Origin of the sequence: Actinomadura sp. HBU206391 (assembly GCF_014323665.1) — a bacterium.
Taxonomy (GTDB): Bacteria; Actinomycetota; Actinomycetes; order Streptosporangiales; family Streptosporangiaceae; genus Actinomadura_C.
Genome location: NZ_JABVEB010000017.1, coordinates 1 through 15966, shown reverse-complemented (window position 1 = coordinate 15966; position 15966 = coordinate 1). Strand labels below are relative to the sequence as shown.

15 protein-coding genes are annotated in these 15966 nt (G+C 70.4%); 5 read left to right on the top strand and 10 right to left on the bottom strand.

Annotated features, from left to right (window positions below; all coding sequences use genetic code 11):
• Positions 1-46 precede the first annotated feature (46 nt).
• From HKK72_RS09600 to HKK72_RS09570, 7 genes are all read right to left on the bottom strand, one after another.
• Positions 47-769 carry an acetoacetate decarboxylase family protein gene (locus HKK72_RS09600; protein ID WP_315987163.1) on the bottom strand — a complete coding sequence of 241 codons (723 nt, stop codon included), beginning with the start codon at positions 767-769 and terminating at the stop codon, positions 47-49.
• Between the two features lie 76 nt (positions 770-845).
• A complete protein-coding gene (locus HKK72_RS09595) occupies positions 846-1700 on the bottom strand; it encodes a glycosyltransferase (RefSeq protein ID WP_187233967.1) in 855 nt (284 codons plus the stop codon).
• Positions 1701-1801: 101 nt separating this feature from the next.
• On the bottom strand, positions 1802-2620 hold the full coding sequence (locus HKK72_RS09590; RefSeq protein ID WP_261986686.1) for a CDP-alcohol phosphatidyltransferase family protein: 819 nt from the start codon (positions 2618-2620) through the stop codon (positions 1802-1804).
• A 1-nt stretch (position 2621) separates the two neighbouring features.
• Positions 2622-3677, bottom strand: a complete 1056-nt coding sequence (locus tag HKK72_RS09585) for an iron-containing alcohol dehydrogenase family protein (protein ID WP_187233966.1) — start codon at positions 3675-3677, stop codon at positions 2622-2624.
• 17 nt (positions 3678-3694) lie between these two features.
• Positions 3695-4528 (bottom strand): sugar phosphate nucleotidyltransferase, encoded by an 834-nt coding sequence (locus HKK72_RS09580; protein ID WP_187233928.1) that lies wholly within the window; start codon positions 4526-4528, stop codon positions 3695-3697.
• Entirely contained in the window at positions 4525-5172 is a 648-nt protein-coding gene (locus tag HKK72_RS09575) for a DUF5941 domain-containing protein (protein ID WP_187233927.1), read from the bottom strand. The genes HKK72_RS09580 and HKK72_RS09575 overlap by 4 nt, the downstream gene beginning before the upstream one ends.
• Positions 5169-6875, bottom strand: a complete 1707-nt coding sequence (locus tag HKK72_RS09570; RefSeq protein WP_187233926.1) for a CDP-alcohol phosphatidyltransferase family protein — start codon at positions 6873-6875, stop codon at positions 5169-5171. The genes HKK72_RS09575 and HKK72_RS09570 overlap by 4 nt, the downstream gene beginning before the upstream one ends.
• 150 nt (positions 6876-7025) lie before the next feature.
• Here HKK72_RS09570 and ispD point away from each other — a divergent pair, with 150 nt between their 5' ends.
• Positions 7026-7745 carry a 2-C-methyl-D-erythritol 4-phosphate cytidylyltransferase gene (gene ispD, locus HKK72_RS09565; RefSeq protein ID WP_187233925.1) on the top strand — a complete coding sequence of 240 codons (720 nt, stop codon included), beginning with the start codon at positions 7026-7028 and terminating at the stop codon, positions 7743-7745.
• A complete protein-coding gene (locus tag HKK72_RS09560; RefSeq protein ID WP_187233924.1) occupies positions 7742-8521 on the top strand; it encodes a glycerophosphodiester phosphodiesterase in 780 nt (259 codons plus the stop codon). The genes ispD and HKK72_RS09560 overlap by 4 nt, the downstream gene beginning before the upstream one ends.
• A 17-nt stretch (positions 8522-8538) precedes the next feature.
• On the opposite strand, the gene HKK72_RS09555 is transcribed toward HKK72_RS09560, so the two are convergent.
• Both HKK72_RS09555 and HKK72_RS09550 read right to left on the bottom strand, forming a co-directional pair.
• Positions 8539-9369: a hypothetical protein gene (locus HKK72_RS09555; RefSeq protein ID WP_187233923.1), complete on the bottom strand. Its 831-nt coding sequence runs from the start codon at positions 9367-9369 to the stop codon at positions 8539-8541.
• Positions 9370-9454: 85 nt separating this feature from the next.
• On the bottom strand, positions 9455-11098 hold the full coding sequence (locus HKK72_RS09550; protein WP_187233922.1) for an LCP family protein: 1644 nt from the start codon (positions 11096-11098) through the stop codon (positions 9455-9457).
• 74 nt (positions 11099-11172) lie between these two features.
• Here HKK72_RS09550 and HKK72_RS09545 point away from each other — a divergent pair, with 74 nt between their 5' ends.
• Positions 11173-12231 carry a glycosyltransferase family 2 protein gene (locus HKK72_RS09545; protein ID WP_187233921.1) on the top strand — a complete coding sequence of 353 codons (1059 nt, stop codon included), beginning with the start codon at positions 11173-11175 and terminating at the stop codon, positions 12229-12231.
• 95 nt (positions 12232-12326) lie between these two features.
• Here the strand turns inward: HKK72_RS09545 and HKK72_RS09540 are convergent, their stop codons facing one another.
• Complete coding sequence (locus tag HKK72_RS09540) at positions 12327-13646, bottom strand: UDP-glucose dehydrogenase family protein (protein ID WP_187233920.1); 1320 nt, start codon at positions 13644-13646, stop codon at positions 12327-12329.
• A gap of 68 nt (positions 13647-13714) precedes the next feature.
• Here HKK72_RS09540 and HKK72_RS09535 point away from each other — a divergent pair, with 68 nt between their 5' ends.
• A complete protein-coding gene (locus tag HKK72_RS09535; RefSeq protein WP_187233919.1) occupies positions 13715-14884 on the top strand; it encodes an acyl-CoA dehydrogenase in 1170 nt (389 codons plus the stop codon).
• Between the two features lie 262 nt (positions 14885-15146).
• Positions 15147-15551, top strand: coding sequence for a hypothetical protein (locus HKK72_RS09530; RefSeq protein WP_187233918.1), 405 nt, complete (start codon positions 15147-15149; stop codon positions 15549-15551).
• Positions 15552-15966 lie beyond the last annotated feature (415 nt).

Genomic DNA, 15966 nt, shown 5'->3' with positions numbered 1-15966 from the left:
AAGCACACAGCTTATGCGTTGCGCGTGACGAGGGTGGGGGTGATCATCACCGGATCTCCTCGGCGTCCTCGAAGCTCATCACGACGCGGCCGACGACACCGGTGCCGAGGGCCCGCGCCCCGTCCAGCCCGAGCCGCCGCAGCTGGTCGGCCACCGGATGGTCGCCGAGCCGCACGGTCGCACCGCCCGGTCTGATCCGTACGCCGGTGGGGGTCAGCGTCCACGGCGTCCGGCGGGTCACCCCGTCCAGGCAGGAGTAGGCGTCGACCTCGGCGGCGCGAAGGGCGGCCGGCACCGGCGGGCCCGGCCGTACCGCCAGCTCGATCACGGTGCGGCCGCCAACCCGGACGGCGCCGCGTTTGATGCGGCTCTCCAGGTGGATGGGGATGTCGGCGAGCTCCTTGGGGAAGCCCCAGATCGATCGCCCGGCCTCGAGCGTGAACGTCTGGTCGACCGGCAGCCAGTGGATGAAGGCGCCGACGCGGCGCCGGCCCGCGCGCTCGCCCGGCGGTCCCGGGGGACGGACCAGGAAGGCCACCGCGAACTCGTGGTAGGCCCCGAGGTCCCCGTCCACGTACCCGATGAAGGCGAGCGAGCAGATCGCCCGGCCGGGCAGCAGCCGCGGCCGCGCCGCCTCGAGCCCGGAGTAACCGATGACCGCCTGCGCCGCGGCGGCGGGCACGGCGAACATCGCCGACGCCACCGTGGCATCCCTGATCCGCACCGGCATCGTGACCTTGCGGTCCTGAATCACATGAGCGTCCGCCACACCGTAAGTAGAACAGGTTCCCGTTTCGCTGTCACGGCGCAGGGCTCGTACGCAGGGCGCGTACGAGCGGAAGCGGTCAGATGATGGGCGGCCGGCCGGTGCGGGTCATGCGCCAGGCCGTCCGCCACCTGATCGGGCGGCGCCGGCCGGCCGGCTTGCGCCAGCCCTCGACGAAGCCGCGGCACCAGGGCTTCAGCACGGCGGGCTTGCGTTCCCTCAGCACGGTGAGGGCCACCCACACGGCGAGGTAGACGAGGGCGATCGGCCAGGGCAGGTTGCGCCGGGCCAGCCAGACCCGGTTGCGCGCGTTGTAGCGGTAGAACATGTCGTGCCGGGTCGGCAGCACCGCCGGGTGGAACATCACCGCGGAGGCGTCGTACTCGATCCGGTACCCGGCGTTGAGCGCCTGCCAGGCGAGGTCGGTCTCCTCGTGCGCGTAGAAGAACCGCTCGGGCAGTCCGCCGGCCGCGTCGAAGGCGGCCCGCCGCATCGCGCAGGCGCCGCCGAGAAAGGTCGTCACCGGCGAGGACCGCTCCGGGTCGCCGGCCCGCAACCGGGGCACGTGGCGGCGCTCGCCCAGCCCGCCCTCGGGGTCTCTCACCCGGAAGGAGACGATGCCCAGCGCAGGGTCGGCGCTGAAACGTTCACGCAGGTAGACACCAAGTCGGGTGGAGCGGTACCACCCGTCGTCGTCGAGGAACAGGACGATCCCGCCGCTCGACGCCTCGACGCCCCGGTTGCGCCCGGCCGGGATGCCGACGTTCTTCGGCAGCCGTACGATCGTCACCCGCTTGTCGTCGAAGACCTCGGCGTCGCCGGGCGTCCAGTCGCCCACGACCCCGTTGCCGACCAGCACCACCTCGACGTCGACGTGCTCCTGCTCGAGGGCGCTGCGCACCGCACGCTCGAGCTCGACGGGCCGGTTCCCCATGGTCAGGACGACCACTGAAAGCAGACCGTCCGTGCCGGCGCTCGTGGGAGCGGCATGCTCCTGCCGGCTCGCGACGCTCTCGTCCGTGGCGGGATTGGGATTCACCGCAACCTCCGCGACGCCACGATGCTGATGAAGTGCAGCACGGTCTGCAGGACGGCGACGGCAGCGACGGCCACGGTCAGCACCCGGGTGGCGGTCCATTCGTCGGCGCCGTCGGCGTGCAGGACGAGGACGTCGACCAGGGCGGCGGCCAGGATCAGCAGCGACAGCTCCACCGCGCCGATGATCCGGTGGAACCGCAGCATGGACGCGATCTGACGGGCCAGCGCGAGCCCGGTCGAGCGGGGCCGCAGCGCCCGGTCACCGGTGCCGGGCTCGGCGGGCAGCCCCGACTTGGCCCGGGCCACCACGACGTTGTCGGTCTCGGCCTTGATGAGCACCGCGCCGAGTGCTGCGATCAGACCGAGTTCGAACCATCCGCCGGACTCGAAGGCTCCCTGGGCCCGGACGCCCAGGCCGACCAGCAGGGCCACCTCGGAGAGATAGTGGCCGATCCGGTCCAGGTAGACCCCGGTGATCGAGGTCCTCTCGCTGTATCTCGCGACCTCTCCGTCGGAGCAGTCGAGCAGCAGGTACACCTGGATGAGCAGCGCGCCGACGGCGGCGGCCACCAGCCCGGCCGGACCCGAGGGGACCAGTGCGACGGCAACGCCCCCGAGCACGCCGCACACGATCATCAGGTAGGTCAGCTGGTTCGGGGAGAGCCCGACCCGTAGGAACAGCCAGGAGAAGTACGGCGACGCGGTGCGCATGTAGAGGCGACCCGCCCAGTGCTCTTCGTTGCGGCGGTCTTTCAGGCCCGGCGGCTGGCCGCCTGCGCGGACCTCTGCGACGGTGGGGGCTTTGCGCGCAGGCATCTTATTGTCCGTGCTCCCGTACATAGTCGCCGACCGTCTTGGTGACGGCACTCTCGTCGAGGTCAAGGTGCTCAAGGACCGTGTAGCGGCCCGGCCGCGTCCCAGGGGCGTGCAGCACGGCCTGGATGAACTGCTCCTCGGTCAGCCCCACGTCGCCGGGCGTGACCGGTAGCCCGTGCCGCCGCAGGCAGCCGGTGATCTCCTCCAGCCGGCCGGTGTCCTCGCCGAGGAACGCGACCCGCAGGTGGTAGCAGAACGCGGCGCCGATGCCGGCGAGCTCGCCGTGGTTGGCGGTGCCGGGATAGAGCTGGTCGATCGCGTGCAGGATCTCGTGGTCGCCGCCGCTGGACGGCCGCGAAGACCCGGCGAACGACATCGCCATGCCGGACAGCACGAGGCCCTCGGCCAGCACGGTCAGGAACCGGTCGGACTCGATCGACTCGGGCTGGAAGATCAGCGCGTTGGCGGCGTTGCGGGCCAGCGTCAGCGCCATCCGGTCGAGCGGCTCGCCTCGTTCGCGGCCGGCGAGCTCCCAGTCGTCGACCGCGGAGAAGTTGCTGAGCACATCGCCGATGCCGGCCCGGACCAGCCGCTCCGGCGCGGCTCGGACGTAGTCGAGGTCCACGATCATCGCGAGCGGCATCGCGACGCCGAACGAGCCTTTGCCCTTGTCGTGGGACAGCGAGGCGACCGGCGAGCAGATGCCGTCGTGGGACAGGTTGGTCGCCACCGACACCATCGGGATGCCGGCGAGCGTCGCGGCGTACTTGGTGGCGTCGATGGTGCGGCCGCCGCCGATGCCGACGACCGCCTCGTACGATCCGCCGCGCAGCTTGGAGCCGAGCTCCACGGCCGCGTCGACCGTCGCGCCGTCGACCTGGAACATCTCGCAGTCCCGCAGGCTCGGCCGCACGTGCTCGGCGATCTGGTCGCCCTGGCCGGGCCCGACGGCGACGGCGACGCGGCCCTCGGTGGCGATGCGCCGGTCGGCCAGCAGGTCGCCGAGCGCCGCGATCGCACCGCGCCGCACGTCGATCGACAGCGGCGCGGTGAGCATCCTGGCGAGGAGCGGCATCAGTGTCCCTTGCTCGCGTCACCCGGGCTATGGGCGGCGTCTGCCGAGGGCTCCTCACGGAGCGTCATGTACGAACGGAGCGGGTCGCTCAGTGCGCTGCCCACGATCCGGCGGGCGATCTCGAGGTCGGCGTGGTTGTCCACCTCGACCCAGTCGACGGCGCCGATGGGGGCCAGCGAGATCGGGCCGCCCCGGTCGACCAGCTCCTGGTAACCGTCCTCGTAGTACAGGCCCGGATCGCGCTTCCAGGTGGACTCGAGCGCGCTCGCGAGGGGACCGGCCGCCGCGGGCTCGATCAGTGTGGCGCCGATGTACTCGCCGTAGGCCTTCGCGGGATCCATCAGCTTGGTGATCTGCTCCAGCCGCCCGGACTCGGAGATGGTCACCTTCATCTCCTCGTCGGCCAGTGTTTTGATGTTGTCCACCGCCAGGATGATGTCAGGTCCCCGAGCCGACAATAGAGTCTTCTCGACACTTACCGGATGGACCGTGTCACCGTTCACCATGAGGACACCCTGCGCGAAATGGTCGCGGGCGAGCCACATGGAGTAGGCGTTGTTCCACTCCTCGGCCTTGTCGTTGTGCACGAGGGTGAGGGAGACCCCGTGCCGCTCCTCCAAAGCGGCCTGACGCTTCTCCACCTCGACCGCGCGGTAGCCGACGACGATGACGACGTCGGTCAACCCGACCGCGCTGAGATTGTTCAGCGCGATGTCGAGGATCGTGGTGTCGTCGCCCGGGTCGGGGCTGACGGGGACCAGCGCCTTGGGCAGCGTGTCGGTGTACGGGCGCAGCCTTCGTCCCGCACCGGCTGCGAGCACCATGCCGATCATGATCCGGTTTCCTCCTCTTTCTCGAGGTCGACCATCACGCCAGTGCCGCGCCCGGTCTTGGTCCAAGTGCGAACGCTCTCGACCCCGAACAGCACGCCGAGATAGACGGCCAGCGCGGCGTACGCGAACGGAAGAATCCCCGCGAGACCGGCGGCCGCCACGATCAGCATGCGGCCCTCCCAGCCGAGACCGGCCGTGAAGACCCATTCCTGGGGCCAGAGCTTCTGGCGCGTGCGATAAACGGTGTCGTAGTGGTGGTAGGCCAGCACCGCGATCAACAGGTAGATCAGCGGCGCCGAGAGATCATGGGCGAACCCCAATACGGCGAGGTAACCATACTCGATCGCTCTGATCATGGGCGGAACGAGCCAGTCGAGCCGTCCGCCGTGCGAGTGCGACGAGGCCGGCCCGGTCAGCAGCAGGGCGACCACCGGGGCGAACAGTGCCACCCCGGCCTGTTCGCCGCCGCCCGCGAGGAGCAGTACGGACGTCACGACGGCGGCCACGAGCACGCCAGGGAGCGGCGGCAGCTGCCCCTGGACCAGCCGTCCGAGCAGCACGCAGATGGGGCCGTCGTCCCGGTAGATCTGGAGTCGGCCGGTGCGGTCGTCGGCGGGAGCCCGCCGCGGCAGGGTGAAGGTCATCGCGCGAGGGACCTCAGCACTCGTCCGGTGAGGGTGTACGCCGTGGCAAGCGAACCCCAGATGAGCAGTGACAGGAACGTCACCTTGGCGTTGAACAGCGCGGCCGTGATCGCGATCAGGGCGAACCGCTCACCGATCGGCAGGATCACGATCTTCTTGGCCCATCGCAGGCCGCCGATCCGCTCGGTGCGCGCGGACAGCCACATCGCCAGGTGGCCGAGGCCGCCGGGCCGGCGGGCCGTTCCGGGCGCGCTGGGAGGCGGATCGAGCATGCTGTCGTCGCGGTCGGTGAGCGGGACCTCGGGCAGCGGGGCCGCCGGGCCGCGCACCCTGGCCGCCTCGAAGGAAAAATCGATCATGTGGCGTACGGTCTGCAGGATCAACGCGGCGACCGCGAGGCCCCACACGTCCCCGCCATGGGCCAGCGTGCCCGCCGCGGCCGCGGTGGAGCCCATCGCCAGGCCGACGTAGACGACGTACTCCTTGGCCCGGTCGAACGTCGCGTCGAGCCACGCGCCGAGCGTGCTGAACTGCCGGGTGTAGCGGGCCAGCTGCCCGTCGACGCAGTCGAGGACGAAGGCGAAGTAGAGCAGCAGCCCGCCGAGGACCAGGCCGAGGCGGGTGCCCGCGCTGAACCACACGGCGGCCACCACCGCGACGGCCATGGACATGGACGTCACCATGTTGGGCGTGAGCTGCCGGCGGGCGGCCCACTTGGCGATGTACCGCGAGTACGTGCTGACGGCGTAGGTGGTGAAGAACCCGTCGTTGCCCTTCACCGCGTCGTTCAGGCGCACGCGGTCCTCGTCGACCGCGTCGACGGCCGCGCGCGCGGCCGGCACCTGGCCGGCCGTGAGCACCCGGTCGCAGACCAGGTCGCGTACCGGCCGCGCCGCCACCCGTACGCCGGAGCGCACGAGCCCTACCAGCAGCAGCGCCGGTGCGTCGTCTCCCCGCGGCGGCGTGCCGCCGAGACCGGCGGCGGCCGAGCCGGCCACCGCTCGGGTGCGGAGCGCCCGCTCGACCGCGACGGCCTCGTTGTCGACGAACCGGTCGACCTCCTGCGGGGCCTGCCCCAGCGCGCGCACCGGCTCGCTGTCGGGCAGCGTGCCGACGAGGTCGGCGAGATTCTTGGCGGCCGCGGCGAGCTCCCCCGCCAGCTTGGAGCCGACCCGCAGCACGCCGCGGAACTCGGCGTCGGGGTCGGTCACCTGGTGGTGGCGCGACCCGGCGGAGACGACGAGCCCGCCCTTGGTGCGCACGACCGGCCGGAACGGCTCCTGTTCCGGGCGGCGCCCCGCGACGAGCGCGAGGGCGCCCGGTTTGGTGTCGTGCACCACACGGGCGAGCTGCTCGTTGCTCATGACCAGGTCGCCGTGCAGGACGAGCACGGGCTCCCGGGCCGCGCCGGCCAGCCGCGCGATCTCCCGCAGGTCCATGGCGACGTCGGCCGACTCGATGACGTCGTAGCCGGGGGCGTCGTAGCCGGGTTCGCCCGATTCGCCGGGATGACGAAGCGCGGCGACGGTCGCAGGCCTGGCTATGACGTGGGCGTCGTGTACGTTGAGCGAGGCCAGCTGGTCGAGCAGCCGCCGCAGCAATACCTGGTCCGTGTCGCCGTAGCGCAGCTCCGCCGTCGAGGCCGGGCCCCCCGCGGCCGCCCCCTCGACCGGTTCGGTCGCGACAACAACAGCCAAAGCCATCGACGCTCTCCGATCATCAGGACATGGGGTAATGCACCGCACTGGACATGATCAACACCGCGGGCGTCTCCACAGCGTAGCGGCTCGAACCTGTGGTGACGCGAGGGCGACACTTATGTGCATAGTGCGCATCCGGGCGGATACACACCGATGAGAACCCTCGCTGTGGTCCTGGCGGGCGGCACCGGGCAGCGCATCGGATCGGCCCTCCCGAAGCAGCTCATCGAGGTGGGCGGGCGCCCGATCCTCGCGCTCGCGATCGAGGCTTTCGACCGCTGCGAGGCCATCGACGAGATCATCGTCGTGATGGCCGCAGGGCATGTTCCGGCGGCGTCCCGGATCGCCGCGCCCTTCCCGAAGGTGCGTGCGGTGGTCGAGGGTGGCGCGAGCCGCTCGGAGTCGACCCTCGCCGCGCTCGCCGCGCTCGTGGAAGAGGCCGACGACGCCCGGGTGCTGCTGCACGATGCCGCCCGCCCGTTCGTCGACCAGGCCGTCATCGGCCGCTGCCTGGACGCGCTGGGCCGCTACGACGCCGTCGCGGTCGGCCTCCCCGCGTCCGACACGATCGTCGCTGTGGAGGGGGACGTCGTCACCGCCATGCCGGCCCGCCAGAGCCTGCGGCGGTTCCAGACCCCCCAGGGCTTCCGGCTCGGTACCGTCCGCAGGGCCTACGAGCTCGCGCTGGCCGACCCCGCGTTCACGGCCACCGACGACTGCGGAGTGGTCCACCGCTACCTGCCGGACGTGCCGATCAGAGTCGTCGAGGGCAGCGAGCGCAACCTGAAGGTCACGCATCCGCTCGACATCGCCCTCGCCGAGCACATCGCCAAGGACAACGCCGACCCCCTCCCTGGTAAGGAACACGCATGATCTTTGACTCGAAACCGGCGATCATCGGGCACCGCGGGTTCGGGACCGGGAACATCACCGTGTCGCCGGCGGCCCAGCACGCCGCGGAAGCGGCGACCCACGACATCCTGGCCGAGAACACCATCGCCTCACTGCTGGCGGCCGCCGAGGCCGGGCTGACCTGGGTCGAGATCGACGTGCAGCGCACGGCCGACGACGATCTCGTGCTCCGCCACGATCCGACCACCTCCGACGGCGTCTTCCTCATCGACGGCACCGCGGCCGACTCGGGGCTGCCCCGGCTCGTGGAGATCTTCGATGCGCTGCCGCCCGAGGTGGCCGTGGACGTCGACGTGAAGACGATCCTCGAGGACGCCGTGGACTCGCCCGCGAGGCGCACGGGGTCGCTGCTGCTGCCCGTGCTGGCCCGTGAGGCGCGGCGCAGGCCACTGCTCGTCACCTCGTTCGACCCGGCCCTGCTCCTGCATCTGCAGGAGAACCTGCCCGGCGTGCCCCTCGGCCTGCTCACCTGGCTGTCGTTCCCGCTCTGGCACGGCGTCTCGGCCGCGGCCAACCTGGGCCTGCAGGCCGTCGGCATGCACACGGGCTCGTTCGGCCTCGACCGCGAGGACGCCCGCATCCGGCCGTTGGAGCACTCCGTCGACATCGCCCACAAGGCGGGCCTCGAGGTGATGGCCTGGTGCCCGGCCCCCAAGGACGCCGCGCGCTACGCCGACGGCGGTGTCGACGCCCTCGTGGTCAACGACATTCCAGGCGTCCTGTCCGCCCTCTCCTGAGGGCGGACAGGACGGCGTCAGGAGTTCTGGTCGTCCTTGCCGGAGCCGCCGGTGCCGTACATCTGCGTCCAGCTTCCGGCGTCGCCGCCGCCCTCGTCCTCGCTCTTGCGCGCGGGCGGCCGCTGCTCCGAGTGCGGGGGCGGAGGCGGAGAGTACGCCGGTGGGGAGTAGGCCGGCGGCGGAGCGCCGGGGCCGGGTGGGTAGGGCGCGGGCGACTGGCCGGCGGACCGCTCAGGCGGGCCGGAAGGCCCGCTCGTGCCGGGCTGCCCCATGCCGGGAGGCGGCTGGTTCATGCCCGAAGGCTGACCGGGGTGAGGAGACTGACCGGGACCTGAGGGCCGACCGGCGCCGGGGACCTGGCCGTACGGCGGGGCCATGCCGCCGAACTCGTAGGGTGGGCCTCCCCCGGGCCGGGGAGCCGGTCGCGGAGTCCGAGCCGCCCACCGCGACGGGGGCAGCGAGGCGGCCACCAGAAGGCCGCCCAGCAGCAGGATCATCCCGTAGGAGCCGAACACGGAGTAGCCCCGGTCGAGCGTGTCGGGAAGCTTTCGGGAGGTGTGCTCCAGCGTGAAGCGGGGAGCGAGCACCCACAGCGCTCCCACGGTGAAGTAGACCGCCCCGGGGATGAGGGAGGCGAGAGGGGACACCCTCGACCCGGCGACCAGGCCCAGGACCACGGCGGCGAACAGGATCGCCGCGCCGCCGGTCCACCGGCTCGCGTCGTCGAGCGCGTAGTACCTGAAGAAGCGAAGCGACCGCTCGGCGCCGAAGAACAGCGCCACCGCGAGCAGCGGGGTGGCGATGAGCCCGACGACGGCGCCGATCGTGTGTCGAGCTCCGTTGGACATGCGTACTACCTCCTCGGTCGGCAGACAGGGCCGACACGCATTAAAAATAGCCCGTAATCCCCCGTTCGGGGCGGAGCGCACGCGGCTACTTGCAGAGGTTCTGCGTCGCGGTCCTGGCCTGCAGGGCCGGTGCGCCCGTTCCCGGTTCGCCGGCCGGCCCGGCCACCTTGACCTTCTTGGCGCCGTCCCAGGAGGAGCCCACGATCACCTGGATGCGGTCGCCGAGTGACGGCAGCCGCTTCACCCGTGCACCCGGAATGGCGGCGGCCAGCGTCTTCGCCGAGTCGGCCCGCCCGCCGCCGTACTGGATGACGGTCTGCTTCTGCCCGATCTGCTTGGCGACGCCGGGGACGACGATCGGGTTGAAGCCCGCCCTGCGCAGGTCGTCGGCGGCTCCTCGCGCCACCCCACGGGTACCGACGCCGTTCAGCACCCTGACCTGGATGTCGGCCGGCCGCACGGTCAGCTCGTCGGCGGCCTTGGTCGGCGTGGGCGAGGCCGACGGCGCCGGGGCGATGAGCGGCTGGTCGCGCCTGAGCTTCTGGAACAGGTCACGGGCGCCCTGCTGGTCCCACCGCACGGTCGACTGCGGCTGCGACCCGTTGATGGGCGTCATGAAGTTGGTGTCGGCGAGCGGCACGCTGGTGAACGCCACGCTGTCGGTGGACAGCCCCTTCATCTGCCGGAGCAGCGCCTGCGCGTCGTCGGCCAGCCCCTTGTCCACCCGGATCGACTTCAGCATGGCCTTGACGAACCTGGTGGCCTTGACCGGGTCGGTGAGCGTGGAGGTGCTCAGCGCCTGGCTCATGAGGGCGGACATGAACTGCTGCTGCCGGTCGATGCGGCCGAGGTCGCTGCCGCCGGTGAGCGTGTAGCGGGCACGCGCGTACGCCAGCGCCTTCTCCCCGTCCACGTGGCTCGGGCCGGCCGGCAGCCGCAGGCCGCTCTTCGGGTCGTCGATGGGCTGTTCCGTGCAGATCTTGACGCCGCCGAGAGCGTCGACGACCTTGATGAAGCCGAGGAAGTTCACCTCGACGTAGTGGTCGATCCGGACGCCGGTCGTCTGCTCGACCGTCTCGATGGTCAGCGTCGACCCACCGTAGGTGTAGGCCCAGTTGAGCTTGCCCTGCCGGGACGGGATCGAGGCGCCCTTGGCGCCCTCACTGCCGTTGGACCGGTGCGCCGGGATCGTCACCAGCGAGTCGCGGGGCAGGCTGACGACCGAGACCTTGTCGTGGTCGGCCGACAGGTGCACGAGCATCATCGTGTCGGAGCGCTCGCCCTCGAATTTCCCCAGCCTCAGCCGCCTGATCTGGTCGGGCTTCATGCCCTCACGCCGGTCGACGCCGGCGACCAGGATGTTCATCGCACCCTTGGGGCCGGCGTCCGGGCGGTTGCCGAGGCCGTCGAACGGGTCGATCTTCTCGATCTGGCCGAGCATGAAGCCCTGGAAGGCCCACGCGCCGCCCGACGTGAGCAGCACGAACGCCGACATGGTGGCCGTGACCATCAGGAACCGGCGCTGCCTGCGGGCGTTCATCGCCGACCGGGCCGCCCCGCGCCGCCGCCGACGCGGCGACCCCACCTCGACACGTGGAGCGCGGGCGCCGTCGACGATGACACCGTCCGGCTCGCCCTCGCCGGGCTCCGGGTCGGCCGAGCTCTGCCGTCCGTTCGGGCGCGGGCGGAAATAGCGCTCGAACGGATCGGAGTCGTTGTCGTTGGCCATCCTGGTGCCGCCTCCGCGCGAAACCCTTTGTTCGTTGCCTTGACCCTGGTTCCGTACAGTAGCGTGGCGCCGTCATGAATCCCTCTCCCAACGCGCGTGGTCCCGTCGAACCCCGCCAGCGCACACAGAGCAGCCGAGTGAGCATCGAAAGCCCCACAACCTGGCCCGCAGTGTCCGTCATCATGCCGGTACTGAACGAGGAACGGCACTTGGCCGACGCCGTCTCGCGCATCCTGGCCCAGGACTATCCCGGCGAACTCGAGCTGGTGCTCGCCGTCGGACCGTCCCGGGACCGTACCCAGGAGATAGCCGAACGGATCGCCGCCGAGGATCCGCGGATCATCATGGTGGCCAACCCCACCGGCCGTACGCCGCAGGGGCTGAACATCGCGATCAGAGCGTCGCAGTACTCCATCCTGGTCCGGGTGGACGGCCACTCACTGCTGCCCGCCGACTATGTGCGCGCGGCGGTCGAGACCATGGAGGAGACCAAGGCCGACAACGTCGGCGGGATCATGGCGGCTGAGGGCGTCACTCCCTTCGAGAAGGCCGTCGCCCGGGCGATGACCTCTCCCATCGGGGTGGGCAACGCCCGCTTCCACACCGGCGGAGCGCCCGGCGAGGTCGAGACCGTCTATCTCGGAACGTTCCGGCGCAGCGCGCTCGAGCGCGTCGGGGGCTATGACGAGACGTTCGTACGCGCCCAGGACTGGGAGATGAACCACCGGATCCGGCGGACCGGCGGCACGGTCTACTTCACGCCGCGGATGCGGGTCACCTACCGGCCGCGCCCCAATCTGCGGGCGCTGGCCAAGCAGTACTTCCACACCGGACGCTGGCGCCGCGTCGTCGGCCGCGAGCACCAGGGCACGCTGAACCTGCGCTACCTGGCACCGCCCATCGCCGTGGTCGCGATGGCCGTGGGCGTCGTCGCGGGCGCCGTCGGCTTCTGGCCGGGCTGGATACTGCCGGGCGGCTACGCCGTGGCCATCGTGCTCGGCGCGGTGGCGACCGGCCGTGGCCTGCCGCCGTCCGCGTGGGCACGACTGCCGCTCGTGTACGCCACCATGCACGTCTCCTGGGGTCTGGGCTTCCTGACCAGCCCGCCGCGCCTCGGCCAGCCCAAGACCTGAGCGGGCGGCCGGGCGACCGGCAGGGGCGCCCGGTCAGGGCGCCCCGGTAGCGGCGTGTCGGTGGCGGTGTGTCGGTGGCGGGCAGCGGCGGCCGGTCAGGGGCGGCCCAGCGCGCGGTAGTTCCAGCCGGCGTCACGCCAGCGTTCGGGATCGAGCGCGTTGCGCCCGTCCACGATGTTGCGCTCGGCCACGACCTCGCCGAGCGCCTCGGGATCCATGTCGCGGAACTCCGCCCACTCGGTGAGCAGCAGCACGACATGCGCGCCGCGTGCTGCGTCGAGCGCCGACTCGCCATAGCTGAGGGCCGGCTGGGCCCGGCGGGCGTTGCCGAGCGCCTGCGGGTCGTACACCGTCACCTTGGCGTCCTGCGAGCGGATCGTGACCGCCACGTCCAGCGCCGGCGAATCGCGGATGTCGTCGGAGTTCGGCTTGAACGCGGCGCCGAGCACCCCGACGGTGCGGCCGATGAACGATCCGCCGAGCAGCTCACGGGCCAGATCGACCATGCGGCTCCGGCGGCGCATGTTGATCGCGTCGACCTCGCGCAGGAACGACAGCGCCTGGTCGACGCCGAGCTCACCGGCCCGCGCCATGAACGCGCGGATGTCCTTGGGCAGGCATCCTCCGCCGAAGCCCAGCCCCGGCCCGAGGAACTTTCCGCCGATCCGGTCGTCGTGCGACAGCGCCTCCGACAGCGTGGTGACGTCCGCGTGCGCCGCCTCGCAGACCTCCGCCATCGCGTTGATGAAAGAGATCTTGGTGGCGAGGAACGCGTTGGCGGCGACCTTGACCAGCTCGGCGGTCGGGTAGTCGGACACGATGAACGGCGTCCCCCGCGCGATCATCGAGGCGTACACCTCGCGCATGATCTTCTCGGACCGATCAGAGCGCACACCCGCGACGATCCGGTCCGGGTTCAGGGTGTCCTGGACGGCGAAGCCCTCCCTGAGGAACTCGGGATTCCAGGCCAGCTCGGCGTCGGCACCGACGGGGGCGAGCGCGGCCAGCAGCTTGGCCAGGCGCGCGGCGGTGCCCACCGGGACCGTGGACTTGCCGACCACCAGGCAGGCGCGGTCGAGCAGCGGCGCCAGCTGCGAGAGGGCGGCGTCCACGTAGGTGAGGTCGGCCGCGTACTCGTCCGCCTTCTGCGGTGTGCCCACGCACAGGAAATGCACGTCGCCGAAGTCGGCTATCTCCTTGTACGACGTGGTGAAGCGCAGCCGGCCGTTGGCCAGGTTGCGACGCAGAACCGGTTCCAGCCCCGGCTCGAAGAACGGGAGGTCGCCGGCCGACAGCCGGTCGACCTTCTGTTCGTCGACATCGAGCCCTAGCACCTCGAAGCCGAGATCGGCCATACAGGCGGCATGGGTGGCGCCGAGATAGCCGGTGCCGATCACGGTGAGCCGGTGAGCCAAGGGAACTCCTTTCAGAAGACGTCCCCGCACGCCACTGATTATTCGTACTGGCCGGTAGCATTCGGGGCATGACCCCCGATTTTCCCTCGTACAGCCCCGCGGAGGAGCACGAGCTCCTGCGGCAGACGGTCCGCGAGCTCGCCGACGCCAAGATCGCGCCGCGGGCCGCGGAGATCGACGAGACCGGCGAGTTCCCTCACGACGTCCTCGCCGCACTCGTGCAGGCGGACCTGCATGCCGTCCACGTTCCGGAGGCATATGGCGGCGCCGGTGCCGATGCGCTCGCCACCGTGATCGTCATCGAGGAGGTCGCTCGTGCGTGCGCCTCGTCGTCGCTGATCCCGGCGGTGAACAAGCTCGGTACGGTGCCGATTCTGCTTTCCGGATCCGAAGAACTGAAGAAACGGTATCTGACCCCGGTGGCCCGAGGCGAAGCGATGTTCTCCTACGCGCTGTCGGAGGCCGAGGCGGGGAGCGACGCGGCGTCGATGAAGACCCGCGCGGTTCGTGACGGGGACCACTGGGTGCTCAATGGCACCAAGATGTGGATCACCAACGCCGGGGTGTCGGACTACTACACGGTCATGGCTGTGACCGATCCCACACTCGGGGCCCGCGGAATCTCCGCCTTCGTGATGGAGAAGAGCGATGAGGGCGTCAGTTTCGGCGCCCCGGAGAAGAAGCTCGGGATCAAGGGCTCGCCGACCCGCCAGGTCATCATGGACGACGTCCGGATCCCCGCCGAGCGGATCATCGGCGAGGCCGGCTCCGGCTTCAAGACCGCGCTGGCCACGCTCGACCACACCCGGATCACCATCGCCGCGCAGGCGCTGGGCATCGCCCAGGGCGCCCTCGACCACGCCGTGGGCTATGTCAAGGAGCGCAAGCAGTTCGGCAAGCCCGTCGCCGACTTCCAGGGCGTGCAGTTCATGATCGCCGACATGGCAATGAAGATCGAGGCCGCCCGGCAGCTCACCTACCACGCGGCGGCGAAGTCCGAGCGCGCCATGCACGGCGAGACGATCAAGGACCTCACCTTCTTGTCGTCGGCGTGCAAGTGCCTGGCCTCGGACGTCGCGATGGAGGTCACCACCGACGCGGTCCAGCTCCTCGGCGGGTACGGCTACGTCAAGGACTATCCGGTCGAGCGCATGATGCGCGATGCCAAGATCACCCAGATCTACGAGGGCACCAACCAGATCCAGCGCGTCGTCATGGCCCGCCAGATCCTCAAGTAGAGCTTTGAGCAAGTACCTTGATCATCTTCGGCGGCTTAACTCGCGGGTCCGGGACGTTCGGCCCTAGCCCGTCACCCTCGACTTCGGCAACGTAGGGGACATCTGCGAAGAGATGGCGATTGCCTCCGCGCCTTACGAGGCGCCCGTAGCTCCAGTACTCACATGAATCGGCCGACCTCTCTGCCCGTGACCGTTGGCGGGGCCGACGCGGGTCTCGCACGGACCGGCGACAGAGGGTCACGGCCGGAGAAGATGACGCCATATGAGCAAGATCACCTACATCCGGGGCCCGGCGGTAGCCGCGGTGGCAGCCGCCGTTGCCACTGGAGGCGTACAACTGCCGGCGGGCACCGCATCCCATGCCGGGATCCCGCAAGCAGCCGCGACGATCGTCACCGACGACCCGAATCCACCACCGCACACCGGCTCCAGCGACACCCACGGGCAACATACCGGTGAGCCGAGACCCGACCCTTACACCGACTACAGGGACACCACCGTAATCTGGCCCGGCAACCCGAACCTCGAAACGCGCCCACGCTATGACCGGTACAAGCTTGATCGTCCCAAGCGTTTCCTGGACCGCTTCCAGAAGGGGGGCTACAAGCCTCGCAAGCGCGTCTACCCCAACGATCCCTATACTCGTTCAAGCGGCATTCACGGATGATGCGCCGCTCCACCGCCGCTAGACATGACAGGATCATGGACGCGCTGGCGGGTGGCCGGCACCTTCAAGGGGGCCGGCCACCGAGCGTGCCCCGCTGCGGCCTGGTCCGAACCAGATGAGCAGCATCAGGCTTTACCGCCATCGCCACCTCCCGTACTCAAGGTCCCTGATTCGTCTTTTCATTTCCTCTTCCGCGGACCTCCGTTCGTGCCACCTTTCCATTTTCCATCGGTGCTTCTCCCGCATTGCCGCTCTCCAGTCTTTTGGATCGACTGGAGAGCGCCGCCGCACATAGTCGGGCTCCGCTGGACTGGTCCTGGGCTGGACATGGGGCTGGCCGGGGTGGGGGCTGGTGCTGGGGGGGGGGGGGGGGGGGGGCGGCACCGGTGGTCCGTCCGGCGTCAGACGAGGTGCG